General features: G+C 70.4%; 17 protein-coding genes and 1 pseudogene. 4 read left to right on the top strand and 14 right to left on the bottom strand.

The features are described 5' to 3' along the window. Positions 1-98 precede the first annotated feature (98 nt). Positions 99-1,307 carry a cytochrome P450 gene (locus tag QQY66_RS49750; RefSeq protein ID WP_301987952.1) on the top strand — a complete coding sequence of 403 codons (1,209 nt, stop codon included), beginning with the start codon at positions 99-101 and terminating at the stop codon, positions 1,305-1,307. A 69-nt stretch (positions 1,308-1,376) separates the two neighbouring features. On the opposite strand, the gene QQY66_RS49745 is transcribed toward QQY66_RS49750, so the two are convergent. Beyond that, positions 1,377-2,315 carry a ScbA/BarX family gamma-butyrolactone biosynthesis protein gene (locus QQY66_RS49745; RefSeq protein WP_301987951.1) on the bottom strand — a complete coding sequence of 313 codons (939 nt, stop codon included), beginning with the start codon at positions 2,313-2,315 and terminating at the stop codon, positions 1,377-1,379. A gap of 457 nt (positions 2,316-2,772) precedes the next feature. On the opposite strand from QQY66_RS49745, the gene QQY66_RS49740 reads away from it, so the two are divergent. From QQY66_RS49740 to QQY66_RS49730, 3 genes and pseudogenes are all read left to right on the top strand, one after another. Beyond that, positions 2,773-3,390, top strand: a complete 618-nt coding sequence (locus tag QQY66_RS49740) for a ScbR family autoregulator-binding transcription factor (protein ID WP_301987950.1) — start codon at positions 2,773-2,775, stop codon at positions 3,388-3,390. 211 nt (positions 3,391-3,601) lie between these two features. After that, a complete protein-coding gene (locus QQY66_RS49735) occupies positions 3,602-4,336 on the top strand; it encodes an SDR family NAD(P)-dependent oxidoreductase (RefSeq protein WP_301987949.1) in 735 nt (244 codons plus the stop codon). A 128-nt stretch (positions 4,337-4,464) separates the two neighbouring features. After that, positions 4,465-4,596: pseudogene (locus tag QQY66_RS49730) on the top strand (DsbA family protein); the annotation flags it as partial. Here the strand turns inward: QQY66_RS49730 and QQY66_RS49725 are convergent. From QQY66_RS49725 to QQY66_RS49665, 13 genes are all read right to left on the bottom strand, one after another. Beyond that, complete coding sequence (locus QQY66_RS49725) at positions 4,584-4,934, bottom strand: alpha/beta fold hydrolase (protein WP_301987948.1); 351 nt, start codon at positions 4,932-4,934, stop codon at positions 4,584-4,586. The pseudogene QQY66_RS49730 and the gene QQY66_RS49725 sit on opposite strands and share 13 nt — an antisense overlap. A gap of 74 nt (positions 4,935-5,008) precedes the next feature. After that, the gene (locus tag QQY66_RS49720; RefSeq protein WP_301987947.1) at positions 5,009-6,010 is read right to left on the bottom strand and encodes a GH3 auxin-responsive promoter family protein; all 1,002 of its coding nucleotides are present in this window, start codon (positions 6,008-6,010) and stop codon (positions 5,009-5,011) included. Between the two features lie 169 nt (positions 6,011-6,179). Continuing rightward, positions 6,180-6,551: a MarR family winged helix-turn-helix transcriptional regulator gene (locus QQY66_RS49715; RefSeq protein WP_301987946.1), complete on the bottom strand. Its 372-nt coding sequence runs from the start codon at positions 6,549-6,551 to the stop codon at positions 6,180-6,182. Further along, on the bottom strand, positions 6,548-7,189 hold the full coding sequence (locus QQY66_RS49710) for a DsbA family protein (protein ID WP_301988022.1): 642 nt from the start codon (positions 7,187-7,189) through the stop codon (positions 6,548-6,550). The genes QQY66_RS49715 and QQY66_RS49710 overlap by 4 nt, the downstream gene beginning before the upstream one ends. A 124-nt stretch (positions 7,190-7,313) precedes the next feature. Then, positions 7,314-8,867: an MFS transporter gene (locus QQY66_RS49705; RefSeq protein ID WP_301987945.1), complete on the bottom strand. Its 1,554-nt coding sequence runs from the start codon at positions 8,865-8,867 to the stop codon at positions 7,314-7,316. Then, complete coding sequence (locus QQY66_RS49700) at positions 8,864-10,117, bottom strand: FAD-dependent oxidoreductase (protein WP_301987944.1); 1,254 nt, start codon at positions 10,115-10,117, stop codon at positions 8,864-8,866. Before QQY66_RS49700 ends, QQY66_RS49705 begins: the two co-directional genes overlap by 4 nt. Then, positions 10,114-10,308, bottom strand: a complete 195-nt coding sequence (locus QQY66_RS49695; protein ID WP_301987943.1) for a ferredoxin — start codon at positions 10,306-10,308, stop codon at positions 10,114-10,116. Before QQY66_RS49695 ends, QQY66_RS49700 begins: the two co-directional genes overlap by 4 nt. Before the next feature lie 53 nt (positions 10,309-10,361). Further along, the gene (locus QQY66_RS49690) at positions 10,362-11,579 is read right to left on the bottom strand and encodes a cytochrome P450 (protein WP_301987942.1); all 1,218 of its coding nucleotides are present in this window, start codon (positions 11,577-11,579) and stop codon (positions 10,362-10,364) included. Between the two features lie 81 nt (positions 11,580-11,660). Further along, positions 11,661-12,875: an acyltransferase gene (locus tag QQY66_RS49685; protein WP_301987941.1), complete on the bottom strand. Its 1,215-nt coding sequence runs from the start codon at positions 12,873-12,875 to the stop codon at positions 11,661-11,663. A gap of 47 nt (positions 12,876-12,922) precedes the next feature. After that, positions 12,923-13,813 carry a fumarylacetoacetate (FAA) hydrolase gene (locus QQY66_RS49680; protein ID WP_301987940.1) on the bottom strand — a complete coding sequence of 297 codons (891 nt, stop codon included), beginning with the start codon at positions 13,811-13,813 and terminating at the stop codon, positions 12,923-12,925. Between the two features lie 113 nt (positions 13,814-13,926). Then, the gene (locus tag QQY66_RS49675; protein ID WP_301988021.1) at positions 13,927-15,222 is read right to left on the bottom strand and encodes a pyridoxal phosphate-dependent aminotransferase; all 1,296 of its coding nucleotides are present in this window, start codon (positions 15,220-15,222) and stop codon (positions 13,927-13,929) included. Between the two features lie 29 nt (positions 15,223-15,251). After that, positions 15,252-17,024, bottom strand: a complete 1,773-nt coding sequence (locus tag QQY66_RS49670; protein ID WP_301987939.1) for an AMP-binding protein — start codon at positions 17,022-17,024, stop codon at positions 15,252-15,254. Further along, the gene (locus QQY66_RS49665; RefSeq protein ID WP_301987938.1) at positions 17,021-18,178 is read right to left on the bottom strand and encodes a Glu/Leu/Phe/Val dehydrogenase dimerization domain-containing protein; all 1,158 of its coding nucleotides are present in this window, start codon (positions 18,176-18,178) and stop codon (positions 17,021-17,023) included. The genes QQY66_RS49670 and QQY66_RS49665 overlap by 4 nt, the downstream gene beginning before the upstream one ends. Positions 18,179-18,284: the final 106 nt, after the last annotated feature.

The raw sequence follows: 18,284 nt of genomic DNA, 5'->3' as shown, positions 1-18,284 counted from the left end.
AGGGTTCATGCGGTCCGGCGGCAGCTCCCGCCGGCCGCTCCGGTGCACAAGAAGCGCTGCCGACGTCAGCGACGCCTCACGACGAACGTAAGGAAGTCATGGACAGCACCGCTGCGCCCACCTCCACCACCAGCGTGAAGAACATTCCGCATCTCGATCCGCCCCTCCCCTATGAGCCGTTGGCCGGTACCTCCGGCGGAGGCCTGCCGAGGGTCGCCCTGCCCAGCGGCCACGCAGCGGTGCATTTGACGCGCTACGCCGATGTCCACAAGGTGCTCACCGACCCGACGTTCAGCCGCACTCGGGCCAACACCGACGACGGGCCCAGCTTCCTGCCGATGGCCCTCGCCCCCGAGTTCCTCATCACCCTCGACGCCCCGCACCACGCACGGATGCGGAGCGTCGTGGCGGCCGACTACAGCTCGGCCGCGATCGCGAAGCTCCGGCCCACCATGGACACGGTGATCGACGAGCGGTTCGCCGTGTTGCGCGCGGAGGACCGGCCCGACCTCTTCCGCACCGTCCTCGACGTGGTGCCCGCCACGGTCAACTGCCGCCTCCTGGGCGTGCCGACGGAGTACATCGACTCCATCCGGCCCTGTGGCCGCACCGTGCAGATGGGGTCCGCCGACGATGTGCCCACGCTGATGGACCACTTCGTCAAGGTCTACGACTACGTCACAGACCTGGTCACCGGTGTGCGCCCGACGGATGCGGACGGTCTCGTCGCACGGTTCGTCGCCGGGCGTGATCAAGCCGAACCACCGCTTACCGACAAAGAGTTGGTGGGCATTCTGCTTGCCGCAGTCGTGGCCGGGGACCAGAACACCCTCTCCGTCCTCGCCAAGGCGGTGTACACGCTGCTGTGTGCCCCCGACCTGTGGCGGCGTCTCGTGGAGGATCCGGGTATGGCGCCGCGGCTGACGGAGGAACTGATCCGGCTCATACCCCTCGGCGTCAGCTCGACCTTTCCGCGCATCGCCACACGTGAGATGGAGACGGCCGACGGGGTGGTCCACGTGGGCGACGTCGTGTACGCCGATGCGTTCGCTGCCAACCGCGATCCCGACGTCTTCCCGCACCCCGAGATCATCGACCCCGAGCGCAGCGGAGAGCGGCATCTGCAGTTCGGCTACGGAATGCACCACTGCATGGGCGCCGCCCTGGCCCGCCTTGAGATCAGTGCGTTGCTGACCAGGCTGGCACGAGACTTCCCCGCACTCGCCCTGGACGTGGATCCGGAGTCGCTGCCCTGGGACCAGGGGATACTGCTGCGCCGACCGACTTCGCTGCCGGTGCGTTGGTAGCGGCGAGAGCGGGGCATCGCTGCGTCTCGGATCTGGGGAGGAATCCGAGACGCGGCCCTGCAGGTGTGGTCAGCGCGCTGCGGGCGATCCCACGAGGGCTGTCAGCACGCTGGTGAAGGTGGTGTCGTCGCCCTGCGAAGCGAGGACCTGGACCTTTTGCTGGTCCCGTGCGCGGGTTGGCTCCGGCTCGGCCGACAGGCGGCAGGGGGCGTCGAGTTCGGTGAACTGCAGGAAGCTCGACTCCATCCTGAAGGGGTAGGCATTCGCGCCGCATACGGCGTGCGTGGCCTGGCGTGCGGCTTCAAGCACCAGCATGCCGGGGGAGTGGTCCAGCGGGTGGTCGAACAGAACCGGGTGGGACGTGTCGTTGCGCAGTGTCCAGCGGCGGTGATGCTCAGTCGGCGAAAGCACCACGTTGTCCTCCCGGTCGCGCGCCACCCGGCTTGGCAGGACCGGCGGCGGAGGAGCCCCGGCCGCCGCGACGGCACGCTGCAGATCGGCGTAAGGGCCGCGCAGGCGACGGTATATGGAGGGTGCGTGGCAGGAGAATCGGGCTTCTGCCGTGCCCAGATGTTCACCGCCGCGCAGGGCGATGACGTGCAGGGTCAGTGCGGCCAACTGGCCTCCGCCTCGGTACCGGATGTCCGAGCAGGTGATGTACAGCTCGAGCTCGGTGGGGCCCTGCCCGGTCCGCATCGCCGAGGGAACGACCTCGGAGGTCACGTACTGCCAGATCAGGTGGTGTCCGAAAGGCAGGCCGTAGCCGGCGTGCGACAGCAGAGGAAAGCACTGGCGCACGCTCTCGGTGAAGAGCATCGGATCGTGCCGGCCGTTCTGCGACAGATAGAAGCGGTGACGTGTCGGCCAGCGGACGGAGACGACGAATGTATCGGGACGGAACGACTCCCAGCCCGTGACCAGAACTTCAGATTCATCCCGTTTGTGTACGTAATGCGGTGGAACTATTGAGCCTGCTCGGACAGGTGTGAGTTCGTTGATGACAGGCATGGATGCCCCCCGCTGCCTGGAGATGGTGGACGCTTCGCCGTGCTGAGTTGGCACTGTCGCGACGCACTAGCAACATAACGAGTGTTCTTTTTGTTGTCGAGGGCTGACGCGAACTTGACACTCACCTGAAGTTGCGTCCGGGGGGCTCAAGGGGAGACGTTGCGGCGCTTGGAGTCGGCAGTCGGACCCTGCTCCGCGATGGAAGGGTGTTGGTGAGGCCTGTCCAGGCTTGTCGCGTGCGCAACTTGGCCGGAATTGATCTGTCACGGTGAGTGGCGGAGGTGGTCGGGCGACGGTGTCGGTGGCCGACTTCCGTCGTGGGTGGAGGACTTCGTGTGGCCTCGTGGGGATGGGTGAGATTTTGCCAATGCTTGCAGGTTGCAGTTGGCTGGCGCGACGTGAGGCCAAGTAAAATAACGGCCGTTCGTTTTGGTTGTCCCGGGAGGTTGGGCGCTTAATGGTGGATCCCAAACAGGAGCGTGCCCTCAAGACGCGCGACGACATCCTTCATGCTGCGGCCAGCGCCTTTGATGAGCTCGGCTATAAGGGCGCCAGTGTGCGGGAGATCATGCGGCGAGCCGGCGTGACGCTGGGTGCGCTGTATTTCCACTTCGAGAACAAGGAGGCGCTGGCACGCGCTGTCATGCTGGCCCAGCCCCAAGAGCTCGTCCCGCGCCTGCACTCTGTAGGGGTGCAGCGCATGGTCGACTTCTCGCTGGTGTGGGCGCATCAGCTGAACGTCAACCCGTTGATGCGAGCGGCTGTGCGGCTCGCCGTGGAACAGCAGGCTCTCGGCATCGGGGACGACGTTTCCTACGGAGATTTCGAGGCACTCTTCGCGGGTTGGCTCAAAGAGGCCGATGACAAGGGCGAGTTGGCGCGCGGGGTGGAACCCGAGGTCGTGGCCCAATTCCTGGTGGGGGCATTCACGGGAATCCAGCACTATGCGCACTTGGCCGGGAGCACTGACACCCTCCCCGAGCGCGTCATTCGAATGTGGACATTGCTGCTGCCCGGCGTCGCGAGGCCGGAGGTGGTGAAGAGGATCGACCTGGACCCGGGGCGCGGCGAGTAGGTCCCGCCCTCATGTGAATAGACGGCCTCGTGCGAGCAGACGGCGCTCAATGAGGACTGTGTGCACCTGCGGTCAGAGTCGGTCACAAAAGTGAATGACCTTGGCGTCACTCGGGCAATATGGAACAGTTCCACTTGGCTGAAGGGGGAGGGCTGTGCCGTACATGCCTGGTCAGGGTGAGGAAAGAGGCCTGTTGAGCGGGGCCACGGTCATGATCGCTGGGGCCTCCAGCGGAATCGGTGCCGCCGCCGCCCGGCTGTTCGCCGCCGAAGGAGCGTCGGTCGTCCTCATGGCCCGTCGCGAGGACCGGCTGCGGGCGTTGGCCGAGGAGATCACCGCGGCGGGCGGCAGGGCGCTCGCGGCGCCGGGCGACGTCACCGACCCGGGAGATGCGGCGCGGGTCGTCAAGAAGGCGGTCAACACCTACGGCGGACTCGACGGAGCATTCAACAACGCAGGCTGGGCGACCGCAGGGACGCCGCTGCATGAAACCGACGACGCGGTGTTCACTCAGGCACTCGACGTCAATCTGCGCGGCGTGTGGAACTGCCTCAAGGCCCAGATCGGCGTCATGCTTGAATCCGGCAGGGGCGGCTCCATCGTCAACACCGCCAGCATCGCCGGCGTTCTGGCCACCGGCGCGACCGCCCCGTACATAGCCGCCAAGCATGCGGTGATCGGCCTGACACGGGCCGCAGCGGACGAATACGGGCAACGAGGCATCCGGGTCAACGCGCTGGTCGTGGGCAGCACACGTACCGAGCTCATCAGGAGTGTCCTGGAGTCCGCACCAGCGCTCGAAGAGGTATTCACCATGCGCTCTTTGCAGAAGCGCATGGCCCACCCCACCGAAGTGGCGCAAGCGGCCGCCTGGCTCTGCAGCGACCGTGCCTCCTTCGTCACGGGTGCCGCGATGCCCGTCGACGGAGGCTGGACCGCGGCCTGACCTTCGCGCCGCAGACCTCGACTTCCCCGGAAAAGAGGGAAGGATGACGCTCGGCTCCCGAGTCGCACAGGGGCGGCGAGGCCCGACGGCCGGCCGCCCGTCGTCGTACGACTCGAGAGGACAGCTTCCTGCGCGTGGAGATCTGGTCGGACCTCACCTGCCCTTGGTGCTACGTCGGGCACGCCCGCTTCGATCAGGCGCTTGCCGCCTTCCCGCACCGGGAGCACTTCGAGGTCGTGCACCGGTCCTACGAGCTCGAGGTGGTCAGTTCGCGGGTGACCGCGACCGGGGTCTCCAGGGGTGGCAGATGGCCGGCCCCGGGCACCGTCACGAGCCGCCCGTGCGGCAGCAGAGCGGCGGTGTCACGGGACTCCTCCGCGGTGACCAGCGACCACGCAGATCGTGCTCGCCCCCTCCGGCACGGACTCGGGTCCTCGGCGGCCCGCTGCAGATAGTCGTCGTTCCTCGGTGCCGGGCGCGCGGAGGGTGTCGGCCCCTTCGGCCAGCCGGGCCCACTGGTCCGGGTCCTGTCGGAAGAGGCGGTCCTTGATCTGGGTGGGGCGGACGCCGTCTTCGACAGGGACTGCCAGTCGCGCACGAATGCGTCGGTGTCGAGCAGCGCCAGGGACGGTTGCGCGAGCCGTCCCGTGGTGCGGGCCCGGTCGTAGTCGGCTAACTCGCGGCGCAGGGCCCGGTCGAGGCGCTCGGGGAAGCGCCCGGCCCCGTCCTGGCTCCAGGGGGTGTGCGGAGCGAGGGCGAACTCGTAGGCGGGGGAGCCCGGTTGGGCCCTCGGCCGGGAGGAGAGCCAGGGCCGGGGGGCGGGCCGAGGCGGCAGGCCGCGTTGCGCACCTCGAGGCCGCCCACGCCCAGGGCCGCCGTGAGAGCCCGGATCACCTGGGCGTCACGCAGCCGCTTGCCGGCGTGGTCGGAGCGGGTGGAGCGGCCGGTGTACTCCAGGCGCGGCACGCCGTCGGCGTGGTCGACCACCCGGACCACATCGCCGACCGCGTACCGGTAGAGGCCGCCGACATGGCTGAAGACGACGTGGTAGTCGCGGTCCGGCTCCAGCTCGTGCGGCGCGAGGGTCTCCGAGCCGGCGCACAGGTCGGCGTCCGCGTCGGCGAACTCGTACACCGAGGCCGTCACCACCAGGCTGCCCGCGCTGGGATGCCGGTCGAGGGCCACGCCGACGGGCCCTTCCGAGGCGGCCACCGGGGCGGGAAGCACGGTCACCGCGGCGCCGAACTCCTCGCGCAGACACGGCAGATACAGGGCAGCAAGGCCGGTGGTCCAGCAGAACAGGGCCCGCATGTTGGGCCAGACATGGGCGGGGCGGACCGTGCCGTACCGCTCGGCCAGTTCCTCGAGCCGGCGGGCCCGCCCGGGGTTGGGCGCGGTGGGCGGAAGGCCGCCCAGGGTGCCGTCGCGGACCTCCTTGACGATCCGCGGCCACCACGGGTTCAGCTGATACGGCAGCGCCACCATCGCCGCGTTGATGCCGATGACACAGCGCACATCGCTCTCCACGGCGAGCCGGAGCCGCAGATACATCTTCTCCAGGTGAGCGTCCGCCGCGACCGGCACGGGCAGTGACCCCCAGGGCGCCCCGGTACCCGGCTCGGCGGACAGCGGCTCGCCGAACTTCGCGCCGAAGCCGACCTGGCTCGCGCCCACATGAGGGTGCCCGGAGGCGGTGGTGGGCGGCGCAGTCCCAGCGGGTCGTGCTTCAGGTTGAGCACCGCGTCCGGGCGGCCGATGACGTCCGGGAAGTGCTCGATGAGCGGGGCCCACGCCGCGTAGTAGAAGGGGAAGAAGGTGGTGTGCAGCCAGGTCTGAATGACTCTCATGGTGCGGTGGCGAGTGCCGCGGCCACTTCCAGCGCGAAGGTCGCCGTGGCGCTGCCCAGCTTCTCGGCGCCGGGCCGGGTGAGCTCCGCGTACGAAGAACGGCGGTCGTCCGTGCCGACGCGCCGGGCCACCAGCGCATCCGTCTCCAGACGCGACAGCATCCGGCTCATCGTCGAGGACGAGACGCCCACCGCGTCGGCCAGTTCCATGACGCGCAGCGGGCCGCCGCCCGCGTCCTTGAGGGCACTGAGCGTGAGGAAGTCGGACAGGCCGATGCCGTGGCGGCGCAGGAGCGCCCGGTCGACCGCGTTCCCGACCCGCCACGTGAGGATGATCTGCTGCCGCCACCGGGCGGGTTCGGCCGTCACCACCGGCTGCTGCCCTGCGCGGCGCCCGCCCGGGCGGGGACGGTGTCCTCGGCCCGGGCGGCGGCGATGGCCGCCCGCAGACGCGCCACGGCCGGCACACCCTCGATGCGGTGGGTGCCGTCGACGATGACGGTGGGCACGCTCGTGATGCGGTGCCGGTCCGCCGCGGCGAGCGCGCACCGATGCGCGGTGGCGTACGTGCCCTGCTCCAGGACGGTGCGGAACTCGGCCGCGGGCAGGCCGAGTTCGGCGGCGATCCGGGTCAGTACCTCCAGATCGCCGAGGTCACGGTCGACGTGGAAGAACGCCCGCAGCATCCGCGGCACACAGCTCTGGCCGAGACCGTGCCCGCGCGCGAACTGGTAGCGCTCGAAGGCGAGCCGGGTGTACGGCTGCGGCGACACGTCCGGCAGCCGGCCGGCCGGCCCCATCCGCTCGGCCGGCGGATACACCGAGCGCTCCCAGGCGCCCTGCCGATATGAGCCCTCGGGACGCAGCGTGGGCGTCGGGTGCGGCCGCAGCTCGAACGGCATCCACTCGATCTCCGCGTCCGCGCCCAGGACCGCCTGCCGCAGCGGTTCCTTGGCGAGCAGGCAGAAGGGGCACACGTAGTCGGACCAGACCTTGATGCTTACCATCACCCGTAGCGCCTCCTGTCTTGCCGCATTTGGATTCGAACCGTCGTCCGTGGCACCGCAGATCGCCCTTCGGGCTCGTCCTCGATCGCCGGACGGGCTCGATCTGCTCCCTGCCGGGCTCGGCTCAGCCTCGGCCGACTGCCGCCGGCTCTTCCTCGCGCTCACGCGTCCCGCAGGCAGGCGCCGAAGACGCGCTCTGCTTCTGCAGCGCAGCGCAGCTGTCCGCCGAGCCGCAGGCCGGGGCCGGGAGCAGGCTGAGCGGTTCCGGCTCCTGCGTCTTGGTCGGGGCGTCCTTCTTCAGGGCCAGGGCGAGGAAGCCGCCGAGGAGCAGCAGGCCCGCCCCGATCAGACCGGCAAGGCGCAGGCCGGAGACGATGTCGGAGCCGGCGGCGGTGGCGTACGTACCGGTGAAGGTGGAGTTGGCGACGGCGACCAGGACCGCGAGGCCGACGGCGCCGCCGACCTGCTGGGCGGTGGAGGCCATCGCGCTGGCCATGCCCTGCTCCTCGTCGCCCACGCCGGAGCCCGCGGAGGCGAAGACCGACACGAAGACGAGTCCGCCGCCGATGCCCCAGATGATCGAGCCGGGCAGCAGGGCGTAGAAGGAGCCGCCGGTGGTCATGACGGCGGCGGTCAGGCCGATGCCGATACCGTTGACGATCATGCCGGTGGCGAGCGTGACGCGCAGGCCGTAGCGCTCCATGAACCTCGGCGCGAGCTTCCCGGAGCCGATCATGGAGGCGAGGGTCAGCGGCAGGAAGGCCAGACCGGCCTCGATGGCGCTGTAGCCGAGCACGGGCTGTACGTAGGTGGTGAAGATGTAGTAGCCGCCCGCGAGCGCGGTCTGGAAGACGAGAAGCACCGCGACGGAGACGACAAGGGGCCGGTTCTTGAGCAGCCGCAGCGGCATCAGGGGCTCACGCGTCTTGGCCTCGGTGACGAAGAACGCGGCGAGCAGCACCACGCCCACGATCAGGGCGCCGAGCGGCAGTGTGTGCGTCCAGCCCTCCTCGGGCCCGGTCACCAGGCCGGTCACGATCGAGGAGACGCCGACGGTCGCGAGGATCGCGGCCGGCAGGTCGAAGCCGCCCGCGGAGAGATTGGCGCGCCCGTCGCGGCGGATCGCCTTCGGGGCGGGGAGCAGCACGATCAGGGCGAGCGGGACGTTGATGAAGAACACCCAGCGCCAGGAGGCCAGATCGGTCAGGACGCCGCCGAGCAGCGCGCCGGCGGCGAGCCCCAGGGAGCCGGCCGCGCCCCAGACGGCGAACGCCTTGGTGCGCAGGGTGCCCTCGAAGGACGTGGCGATCAGGGCGAGTACGGCGGGGAAGAGCAGCGCACCGCCGACGCCCTGCACGAGGCGGGCGCCGATCAGGACGCCCTGGGTGGTGGCGAAGCCGCCCACGAGCGAGGACACCGCGTAGAAGACCAGACCCGTCAGGAAGAGCCGACGCGCACCGATCCGGTCCACCGCCCGGCCGCCGAACAGGAGCAGACCGCCGAAGGAGACGGCGTACGCGGAGACGACCCACTGCAGCGACTGCGCGGAGAAGTCCATGGACTCCCCGATGTCGGGCAGGGCGACGTACACGATGTTGTAGTCGACGCTGATGATGAACTGGGAGAAGGCCAGCAGGAACAGGACGAGACCTGTTCGCTTTGCTGGAGCCGTGGTCATGGGACCTCCTGGGCCTGACGGTGAATCAACTTGCGGGCAGGGAGTGGGTGTGTGGTGTGCGAAGAGCCCCAACTGGCAGCGGCGTGAATTCGGTCCGGTCGCGGTGGTGGATGTGGTCCCATGGCTCGAATCATCCGAGTGCCGTCTTGAAACCGACGACGGCCTCGCCCCAGGGCGCGGGTTTCGCGATCACGGCTCGCAGGGCGCGCACCGGGCGCGGCGGCAGATCGGCCGCGGCCACCCCGGTTGCCTGGCCGTCCGCGCCGTACAGGGCCGCGGCGCTCAGTCGGCCGCCGCATCTCGGTGTGCACCAGCTCGGCCAGGGAGAGCAGCCCGTGCGCCTGGATCCTGAGGTCGTACTGGTCTGACCAGAAGTAAGGCACCGGAGTGAACTCAGCGGCAGTCAGGCCCGGTTGGGGCCGCAGCGCGGCGAGCAGGTTTCGGGCCGCTGCCGTTCCCTGCCCGGTGGCGTCCATCCGGTGCTCGATGCGCACCCCACGCTCGTAGGCCGGGTGGCGCCGGCGAGCCACGTCGGCCGCGTACAGGCCGGGCGCCGCCGCGCAGTACGCCTCGCAACCCAGGCCGTCCGTGAGGTCCAGGCCCTCGGTGCCCGCGAGCCACGCCGCCGCGGGTGTCGACCCGGCCGCCGTCAAGGCGAGGTCCGCGGGCAGCTCGGTGCCATCGCCGAGGTGCACCGAGCGCACGGTGTCGTCCACACCCGTGGTCGTGTGGACCGGGGCGGGCAGCGCGCCGGGACATGGCCCGAGCGTGCCCTCCACCGGCGTCCGAGCGGGTCCGGCGAGTGCCGCCTTGTGCCCCAACTCGCCGACGACCGCAGCAGGTTCACTGCCGAGGACGCCATTGCCGACCACGACCACCCGCTGCTGCAGCATGCGAAGCAGCTCCCGCAGCGCCATGGCGTCATCCATGCGGCGCAGGCTCCGTACGCCTGCCACGCACTCGGCGCCCGGGAACGCGCGGGCCGGCAGACCGGTCGCGGCGAGAACGCCCACGCCGAGCCGTACATCGAGGCCGAGGGCGTACAGCTGCTCGCGGGTGCGCAGCCGGGCGCGCTCGGGACTTGACGCGCCGGACAACAGCTGCTTCGACAACGGCGGCCGGTCGTGCGGCAGATGAGGCTCGGCCCCGATCCGGCTCAGCCCGCCCTGCCACCCGTGGCGGCGCAGCGCCTTTGCCGCCGCGAGTCCCGCGGCCGAGGCACCGACGACGGCGATACGGTCCCCACTCATCCCTCGACCTGTATCGCCGCCGCCGGGCAGATCGCCGCGGTCTCACGCACCGTGTCGTGCTGCGCCGCGGCAGGTTCGGCATCGAGGACGCCGGCGAGGCCGTCCTCGTCGCGCTGGTCGGACACATCGGGCGCCGGCATGACGTACTGGTCTGCGCCGACGCACCTGTCGTGATCCACGGTGACCTTCATGGGCAAGCTCCTGGGCGGAAGACGGGGCGGGGCGTGGCCGGCTCGTGCCCCGCTCAGCCGAACCGCAGCGGCAGCTCGTTGGGTCCTGTGATGCCGACGGCGGGGCGCCAGCTGACCTCTCCCGCGAGCAAGGGCGGCCCCAGCTTCGCGGCCAGGGCGGGCAGCGCCTCCGCCAGTTCCATCCGGGCCAGCGGAGCGCCCAGGCAGTAGTGCGGACCGCCGCCGAACTGCAGCACCCCGGCCTGCCGGGGCACCGTGATGTCGAAGGTCTCGCCGCCCGGGTAGGCCCGCGGATCGCGCTGGGTGGCCTGCACGCCGATCAGGAACATGGTGCCCGCGGGGAAGGTCTCGCCGCGGAACTCGAACTCCTCGACGGCGTTGCGGAAGACGGCGTTGGAGGACGGGCGCCAGCGCATGACCTCCTCGACCGCCTGCACGGCGAGATCGGGCCGCTCGCCGAGGATCCGCCACTGGTCCGGGTACTCGACGAAGGTCGCCATCGCGTTGGCCAGCTGCAGCCGGGTCGTGTCGTGGGCGGCGAACACCATGGTGACGACCAGGTTGCGCAGCTCCTCGGGGGTCACATCGCCCTCGGTGTTGCGCACCGCGACCAGGGCGGAGATCAGGTCGTCGCCCGGGTGCGCGGCCTTCTGTGCCATCAGTTCGTCGACGTAGCCGTACAGACCGGTCACGGCCGCCTCGACGCGCGCCGGGATGTCACCGCCGGCCGCCAGGCTGAAGACCAGACCGATGTCCGAGCTCCAGGTGCCGAACCTCGGGAAGTCCTTGGCCGGCACGCCGAGCAGCTCGGTCATCACCGTCAGCGGCAGCCGGTCGGCGAAGTCCGCGTAGAAGTCGCACGGTCCGGCGGCGGCGAGTTCATCGGCCAGGCGGTCGGCGCTCTCGCGGATGACGGGGCGCAGATCGTTCACCATGCGCGGCGTGAACGCCTTGTTCACCAGGGACTTGAGCCGGCGGTGGTGAGAGCCGTCCTGGTTGACGAGGGCCCCCACGAACCAGTCGTAGACCGGGCCTTCGGTGATGCCGTTGCTCTTCATGAAGCCCGGGCCGTCATGGGTGAGGCGGCTGTCCCGCACGAGGTCGTTGGCCTCCGCGTGCCGCAGCACGAGCTGCCCGAGCGCGGTGTTCGCGTACCAGTGCCGCTCCTGCGCCTCGGTCACCTCGGGGTTCTCGAAGCGGAACGCGGGATCGACGACGTCGAGGTACGGGACGTCGGTGGAGACCGGTGCGGAGTCGACAGCCGCTGACATCTTCGACCTTCCGTTCGGGGTGGTGAACAGCTCCAACTGGCGGGCGGGAAGGGTTCGGTCCCCGAATCGGAGTGATCTGGGTCACATAACGCGCGGGCGGTGGGCGGCCTTTCGGGGCCGCGACCATCGGCGGGTCACGGGGCGCTCCACCCACGCGTACATCGCCCAGGCGAGCAGAAGGGACACCGCGGCCTCCGCGATCAGCACCGCGATCCCCACAGGTGTGCTGAGCATCCGTTCGCCGAGCAACTCCCGTACGAGGGTCAGGACGGTGTAGTGCACCAGGTAGAACGCGAACGAGACCTCACCGAGCCAGGTGGCCACGCGCCGGCTGAACACGGTGCGCCGCCCTTGCGTGTCGGCGAGCGCCCCGGCTGCGATGAGCATCGCCGCCGGCACCACGCACATCACGCGCAGGCCGTAGAGCAGCGGTGTGAAGGAGGCCACGGCGTAGGAAACGGCGAGCAGCACCCCGGACCAGACCATGCCGATGTCGCGCCAGCGGCCGGTCATCACCGCACGCGCCACGAAGATGCCGAGCACGAAGTCGAGCAGCCGCGCGGGCGGGAAGATGTACGCGAACCAGAAGTAATTGGCCGAGTCCCCCGGCTCGTTGGGTACCACTTCGGTGCCGATCGGGATCAGCGTGTACGTCAGGAGCGGGGTGAGCGCGATGGCGGCGGTGGTCCCGGCGATCCAGAACTTCAGGCGCCGAGCCGGGATTCGCTTCGCCACGACGTACAGCGCCGGGAAGCACAGATAGAAGAACGCCTCCGTGGACAGCGACCAACCCGGGTTGTTCACGGCGAAATTGGTCGTGACGTCCGGGATCCACGACTGCACCATGAACAGCGTTGCCGCGCCCTGCCACACCTCGGTGGCCGACAGGTCGACAAGAAGCAGCGCGAGGAACCACGACACCAGATAGGCCGGCACGATCTTGGCGTAGCGCCGGCGCCAGAAGGCCCGCGCCAGATCACCCTCGCGGGCCGACCAGGTCAGGATGAACCCGCTGAGGATGAAGAAGAAGGTGACGCCCAGGCCGCCGGACTGCGCGGCCAGGACGTAGAACCGTCCCGCCAAACCGTCGTCGGCGAATACCCGCGTGTCGGAAAGCGGCAGCGCGGCGTGGAAGAGGAACACCAGCAGGGCCGCGGGGAAGCGCAGCCCGGTCAGCGTCGGAAGCCTGCCACCGCCCAGGGTGACGCCCTGGGCGGTTCCTGCCGCAGTTCCGGCCGTGGCACTGGCGCGTGGGGCGACGGCTTCGGAAGGCCTGGTCAAGTCCTCGGTGCTCATGGAACGTCACCCCTGCGGTAGTGCCCCCTGGAGCGGGGCTCCTTGAGTTACTGCGTGCCGGGCACGCCGCCGAAGCGGACCGGGTTCGACAGGGTCACGTCGTGGCTCTTCACATCGATGGTGATCCGGTCGCCGTCGGCGATCCGGAAGCCGTCGTGGAAGCTGGCCTCGTCGGCGCCGAGGAGGATGTAGTTGACGAGCCCCGGGCGGCGCACGGCCGGGTACTCCAAGAGGTTGTCCGCCATGTCACGGACCGTGAAGTACAGGGCGTCGGCACCACAGTCGAAGGGCCCCTCCCAGGCCGTGACGCCGGCGCGCTCGATGACGGTCGTGCCGGTCACCGTCTGCGGCGGCTCGCCCAGGAAGAGCCAGGGGGTGAGGGAGGTGTCGCACAGCTTGCAGTACGGGTTCCAGCCCGGGTTCTGCCGGTGCAGGCCGATGTCGCACAGGTCGTTGCCGAAGGTGTAGCCGGCGTAGTGCGGGGTGCCCTCGTCGTCGTTGACGTAGACGAGCGCGACCTCCGGCTCCTCGATCAGGGCGACGGCCTTCGCGGGCACCGTCAGTGTCTCGCCCGGCATGCGCAGCCAGTCGCCGAAGCCCTTGAAGAACCAGTTGGGCGCCACGAACTCGGTCTCGTTGGTGGGCTCGTCCTCGTACTTGGACTTGTGGGTCCGCATAAAGCCGCTCACCAGGGCGTTGTTGCTGCCGGTGGGCAGCAGCGGCGGGAGCAGGCGCAGCGGGGCCGCGCCGTCGACCGTGATCGCCTCGGTGTCACGGACCAGGGCCTCGACGGCTGCCTCGGCGCCGCCCGCGGCGATGATCGCCGCCTGCACCTGGCCGTCGGCCACCTTGTGCAGGGTCAGCTCCTGGCCGGGCACCGGCCGGGCGAAGCCCGCGTACCGCTCGCCCTCGTACTCGCACTCGAAGAGGATTGACATGGTGTACGGCCCTCCAACGGCCGTGTGCAGCAAGGTCTGTAAGGACAGCGGGAAGGGAACCGCATGCCGGGGACCGGGGGAAGGAACCCCGGCATGCGGTGGCTGACGGCCGGTCAGGCGGCGTTGGGGGTCCCCCCAGCCGTGGCTGGGGGAGCGACGAACGCCGGACCGGCCAGATCGGCGAGCACCTCCTCCACCCGGTCGAGCGAGGACCGGATCCACGGCAGGGCGGTGGGGTCGGCAGCCGCGAGGGCGGCGGTGCGCTCCTCGTCGGTGTCGCCGTAAAGGCGGCTGGTCGCCGCCCGCACCCGCAGCGCCGCCACGCTCTCGCCGAACGCGCTCGCCGCGATCACGCCCACGCCGTGCCGCTCGACCAGGAACCGGGCCAACTCGGGCCCTGTGTACACCCCGTGGGTCCGCACCAGCTGGGTGCGCAGCGGCCCGAAGTCGGGGTACAGATAGCAGGTCGCGCGCACGGGGGTGAGGACCGCGCCCGCCGCGGTGAACCGCTCGGCCATCGCCCGGGCGATGGCGCCGTGCAGCCGCCGGCTCGCCGCCACCCGCTCGACGATCTCCTCCGGCTCCCCGAAGGCGTACGCCGCCGCCTCTTGCACCGGCGCCACCGGGCTCGACCAGATCTGGCTGGCGATCTTGACGAGCCGGGAGTGCAGATCGCGCCCGAGGGCGCCGTCGGGCAGCCGGGCGACACCGAGCCGCCAGCCGCCGACGGCCAGGTTCTTGGTCAACCCGGTGGTCACGACGGTGCGTTCGGGAGCGATGCGCGCGGGCGAGAGGGCCTCGGTCGACGGGTCGAAGACCAGGTCGCAGTAGATCTCGTCGGAGATGATGACGAGATCCAGGTCCCTGGCCGCCTCGCCGAGACGTCGTACCGTCTCGGGCGAGGCGACCGTGCCGGTGGGGTTGTCCGGCAGGGTGACCACCACGGACCGTGGATCGTGTCCGGCGGCCCGCGCGGCGGTGACGGCCTCGCGCAGGAGCTCGGGGTCGGGCACGCCGCCCTCGCCCGGCACGATCGGCACCGACAGCGGCCGCACCCCGGCGAGCCGGGCGTGCGCCGCGTAACTGACCCAGCTGGGCGTCGGGATGACCACATCGCCGCCGACCGCCAGGACGAGCGCGAACAGAAGCGGCTTGCTGCCCGGACCGCACACCACAAGGTCCGGATCCGTGTCCAGGCCGCGGCGCCGCCAGTAGCCGGCGGCGGCCGTGCGCAGCGCGAGACTGCCGGCCACCGGGCCGTAGGAGGCCCCGTCAGCGGCCTGGGCGAGCCGGTCCCGCAGTGCGGGGTGGACGGGCAGGCCGATCTCGCCGCTCGTCATGGCGATCACCTGCCGGCCCTCGCGACGCCGGCGCGCGACGGCCTCGTCGGCGGCGAGCGTCGCGGACATGCTGACCGGTGCGGACGTGGACACCGCGCTCACCTCTCGCCGTACATCTGCCGCAGGGTGGCCTTGCGGACCTTGCCGGTCAGGGTCTTCGGCATCACGTCGATCACCTCGAGGCGCTCCGGCAGAAACCGCTCGTCCTGGTTGGCCTCGCGCAGGTGATCACGGATCTCGTCGAGGGTGGGGTGGACGTCGCCACTGGCCACGACCACCGCGATGATCGGGTCCTCAACCCGGCCCGAGGGCCCGACCAGGGTGGCCTCGGAGACCTTCGGGTGCCGGTTGATGATCGACTCGATCTCGGCAAGGGGCACGACCATGCCGTCCCGCTTGATGGCGTCGCCGGCGCGGCACAGGATGCGGATACCGCCGCGGCCGTCGTCGCGGGCCACGTCACCGGTGTCGAACCACGAGTCGTCGAGGAGCTTCTCGCGGTACTCCGCCTCCCGCCGGAAGTAGCCGAGCGCCTGCGACGCCCCGCGCACCCGAAGCCGGCCGACGGGGGCCCGCTCCGTGGGGTTGAGACACTTGTCGATCCGGATCTCCATCGCGTCGATCGGCCGGCCGTTGCTGTGCGCCGCCCAGTCCTGGTTGTAGTCGAGCTTGGTGATGGTCACCGGGCCGTTCTCCGACATGCCCCACAGCGAGTACGTCCGCGCGCCGAGAGTCGCCCGCAGGTCGTCCACCAGCGGCTGCAGGACCTGCGCCGAACCGGTCACCACATGGCGCAGCGTGGACACGTCGCGCGGCTCGGTGCGCTGCGACTGCGCGATGTCGGTGAGGGTCGGAGGCGGCCCGTACAGGAGCGTGGCGCCGTACTTCTGCACCAGGTCGAGCAGCGCCTCGTTCTTGCGGCGGTCCTGGAAGGCGATGGTGCCGCCCAGCATGACGCTGGCCAGGATGCCCTGCCCGAAGCCCGAGTAGTGCACCAGCGGGGTGGTCACGGCGGCCACCAGGTGCTCGTCGAGCAGGAAGGTGTCGACGTACCCGCGGATCGCCGAGTGGATGGTGTTCTGGCTGTGCAGCACGCCCTTGGACTCACCGGTGGTGCCGGAGGTGAACAGGACCGCGAACGGGTCGTCGGGCTTCAGCTCAAGACCGTCGAGGTCGTCGTTGTGCACGTCCTCCCAGAGCTGGTCGACGAAGTGGTCGCGGAAGCCGATGGCGCCCTCGGGCGTGTGGCCGTCGATGACCGCCACGTGCTCCAGGGAGTCAAGCTCCTCGCGCAGCGTGACGGCGCTCCTGGCGGGCGAGGTGCCCTCCCACTCCGAGATCGTGATCAGCACCCGGGCCTCGGTGAGGGAGAGCTGGTGGCGCAGGGCGTCCTCGGGAGTGGTCGGGCCGATCGGGCAGATCACCGCGCCGACGCGGATGCAGGCGTAGAGCAGCGGCACCATCTCCCAGCGGTTGGGCAGCTGCACGGCCACGAAGTCGCCGGGTTTGACGCCCAGTTCGACCAGGGCACCCGCGAACCGGTCGGTCAGCTGGCGCAGTTCGATGTAGTCGAGGGTGTCGGTACGGGCCTCCTTGAGGCGCCGCGCCGCCACCGCCAGCTTGTGCGGGCGGGTGCGGGCCTGGCGCCGCAGGTCGTCGAGGAAGGTCTCCGTGCGCCACCAGCCGCGCTGGTAGTACAGCGCCTCGCGGGCCGTGCGGTCGTCGGGCAGCGGCTTGGTGATCGGGATGGTCGGCATGTTCTGCCGGGTCATCATCACCCCGTCGACCACGGGCACGTCCTTGATCGGGCGGGCCTCGGTCACCACGGGGGACTTGGCGTAGATCTCTGCCTCGGCGGCGGTCGCAGTCATCGGCGGTCCTTCCTGCGGTCGGTGAGCAGGGACGGCAGCGGGTCCTGGCCCGTGGCCGTGGCGATCTCCAGGAGATCCTTGGTGTTCCGGCGCACCCGGGTGCCGACCCAGTCGAAGACCCAGTGCTTGCGCTGCTCCGAGGGCAGTTCGAAGGGCACGATCCGGGCCAGGGCGAGCCCCGCCGCCGCCGCGCCGCCGACATTGGCGACCACGTCGGGCACGAGGGTCGCGCCGGACACGGCCAGCTTCAGCCGGGCCTCGGGGCTGACGGTGATGTTGCCGCCCTCGACGATCAGGCCGGCCCGGAGCCGGTGCACATTCGCCGAGTTGAGGGCGTTGTGGTTGGCGGCGAGGATCAGCACGTCGGCCTCGACGTCCAGCCAGGCGTCCGGCGCGCTGGAGGCGGTCACATGGTCCGGAAGGCGGGACCGGTCGATCCGCCCGAACCCGTCGGTCAGGGCGAGCAGTTCGGCCACCGGAAGCCGCTCGGCGCTGATCGTGCCCTGCACATCGGCCACACCCACGATCGTGTGGCCGCGGTCCTCGAGGAACTGCGCGACCGAACGGCCCACGGTGCCGAAGCCCTGGATGACGACCCGGCGCGAGCCGCCCCGGCGGTGCAGCTCCTCAAGCGCGGTGACCGTGGCCACGCCCACGCCGTGCCCGGTGCAGTCCACCAGCGGCTCGTAGTAGGCGCGCCAGTCGTAGGGCATGTCCACGGCCCGGTTCTTGCGGCGCGGGTCGTAGCCGGCCTCGCCGAAGAACACGGCGCGGTCGGCCGGGGTCACCCCGAGGTCGCAGCCCAGGTGCAGACCGCCGTGCAGCAGCGGGGCGACGGTGCGCCCGAACGTGCGCAGCGTCTCCTCGCGGTCGCCGCCGTCGGAGACGATGCCCGCCTTCGCGCCGCCGATGGGCAGACCCACGAGCGTGAGTTTGTGCGTCATACCGCGGGCCAGGCCGCGCACCTCCTCCTCGGTGACGTCCGCGGTCATCCGGGTGCCGCCCATGGCGAGGGAGTCGACGAGGGTGTCGACCACCACCCAGCCCGTGAGAGGTCCGCCGCTGCCGTTCAACGACACCGTGAACGCGGGCTCGCCGGACGCGTCGGCACGGGGAGTGCACACCTCAGCGGGGTTTTCAGTCAGAACGCTCATCGCCAGGGGACCTCTTGATCCATCTCGATACGTGTTGATCCGTCGGTCGTGCACCGCTCGATCCGGCGGCCGTGCTCTGCGGCGGCTCCGCTCACCGGTCCGGCTC

The sequence above is a fragment of the Streptomyces sp. DG2A-72 genome (assembly GCF_030499575.1).
Taxonomy (GTDB): domain Bacteria; phylum Actinomycetota; class Actinomycetes; order Streptomycetales; family Streptomycetaceae; genus Streptomyces.
The sequence above is the reverse complement of the archived record's forward strand: the minus strand, read 5'-3'. Positions and strand labels throughout refer to the sequence as shown.

What these genes read in the sequence shown, in the direction of transcription:
- QQY66_RS49675 (WP_301988021.1), bottom strand. Translation starts at nt 15,222, where the DNA reads ATGTCCGCGACGCTCGCCGCCGACGAGGCCGTCGCGCGCCGGCGTCGC.
- QQY66_RS49710 (WP_301988022.1), bottom strand. Translation starts at nt 7,189, where the DNA reads ATGGTAAGCATCAAGGTCTGGTCCGACTACGTGTGCCCCTTCTGCCTG.
- QQY66_RS49685 (WP_301987941.1), bottom strand. Translation starts at nt 12,875, where the DNA reads ATGAGCACCGAGGACTTGACCAGGCCTTCCGAAGCCGTCGCCCCACGC.
- QQY66_RS49670 (WP_301987939.1), bottom strand. Translation starts at nt 17,024, where the DNA reads ATGACTGCGACCGCCGCCGAGGCAGAGATCTACGCCAAGTCCCCCGTG.
- QQY66_RS49705 (WP_301987945.1), bottom strand. Translation starts at nt 8,867, where the DNA reads ATGACCACGGCTCCAGCAAAGCGAACAGGTCTCGTCCTGTTCCTGCTG.
- QQY66_RS49690 (WP_301987942.1), bottom strand. Translation starts at nt 11,579, where the DNA reads ATGTCAGCGGCTGTCGACTCCGCACCGGTCTCCACCGACGTCCCGTAC.
- QQY66_RS49700 (WP_301987944.1), bottom strand. Translation starts at nt 10,117, where the DNA reads ATGAGTGGGGACCGTATCGCCGTCGTCGGTGCCTCGGCCGCGGGACTC.
- QQY66_RS49665 (WP_301987938.1), bottom strand. Translation starts at nt 18,178, where the DNA reads ATGAGCGTTCTGACTGAAAACCCCGCTGAGGTGTGCACTCCCCGTGCC.
- QQY66_RS49745 (WP_301987951.1), bottom strand. Translation starts at nt 2,315, where the DNA reads ATGCCTGTCATCAACGAACTCACACCTGTCCGAGCAGGCTCAATAGTT.
- QQY66_RS49740 (WP_301987950.1), top strand. Translation starts at nt 2,773, where the DNA reads ATGGTGGATCCCAAACAGGAGCGTGCCCTCAAGACGCGCGACGACATC.
- QQY66_RS49750 (WP_301987952.1), top strand. Translation starts at nt 99, where the DNA reads ATGGACAGCACCGCTGCGCCCACCTCCACCACCAGCGTGAAGAACATT.
- QQY66_RS49680 (WP_301987940.1), bottom strand. Translation starts at nt 13,813, where the DNA reads ATGTCAATCCTCTTCGAGTGCGAGTACGAGGGCGAGCGGTACGCGGGC.
- QQY66_RS49735 (WP_301987949.1), top strand. Translation starts at nt 3,602, where the DNA reads ATGATCGCTGGGGCCTCCAGCGGAATCGGTGCCGCCGCCGCCCGGCTG.
- QQY66_RS49695 (WP_301987943.1), bottom strand. Translation starts at nt 10,308, where the DNA reads ATGAAGGTCACCGTGGATCACGACAGGTGCGTCGGCGCAGACCAGTAC.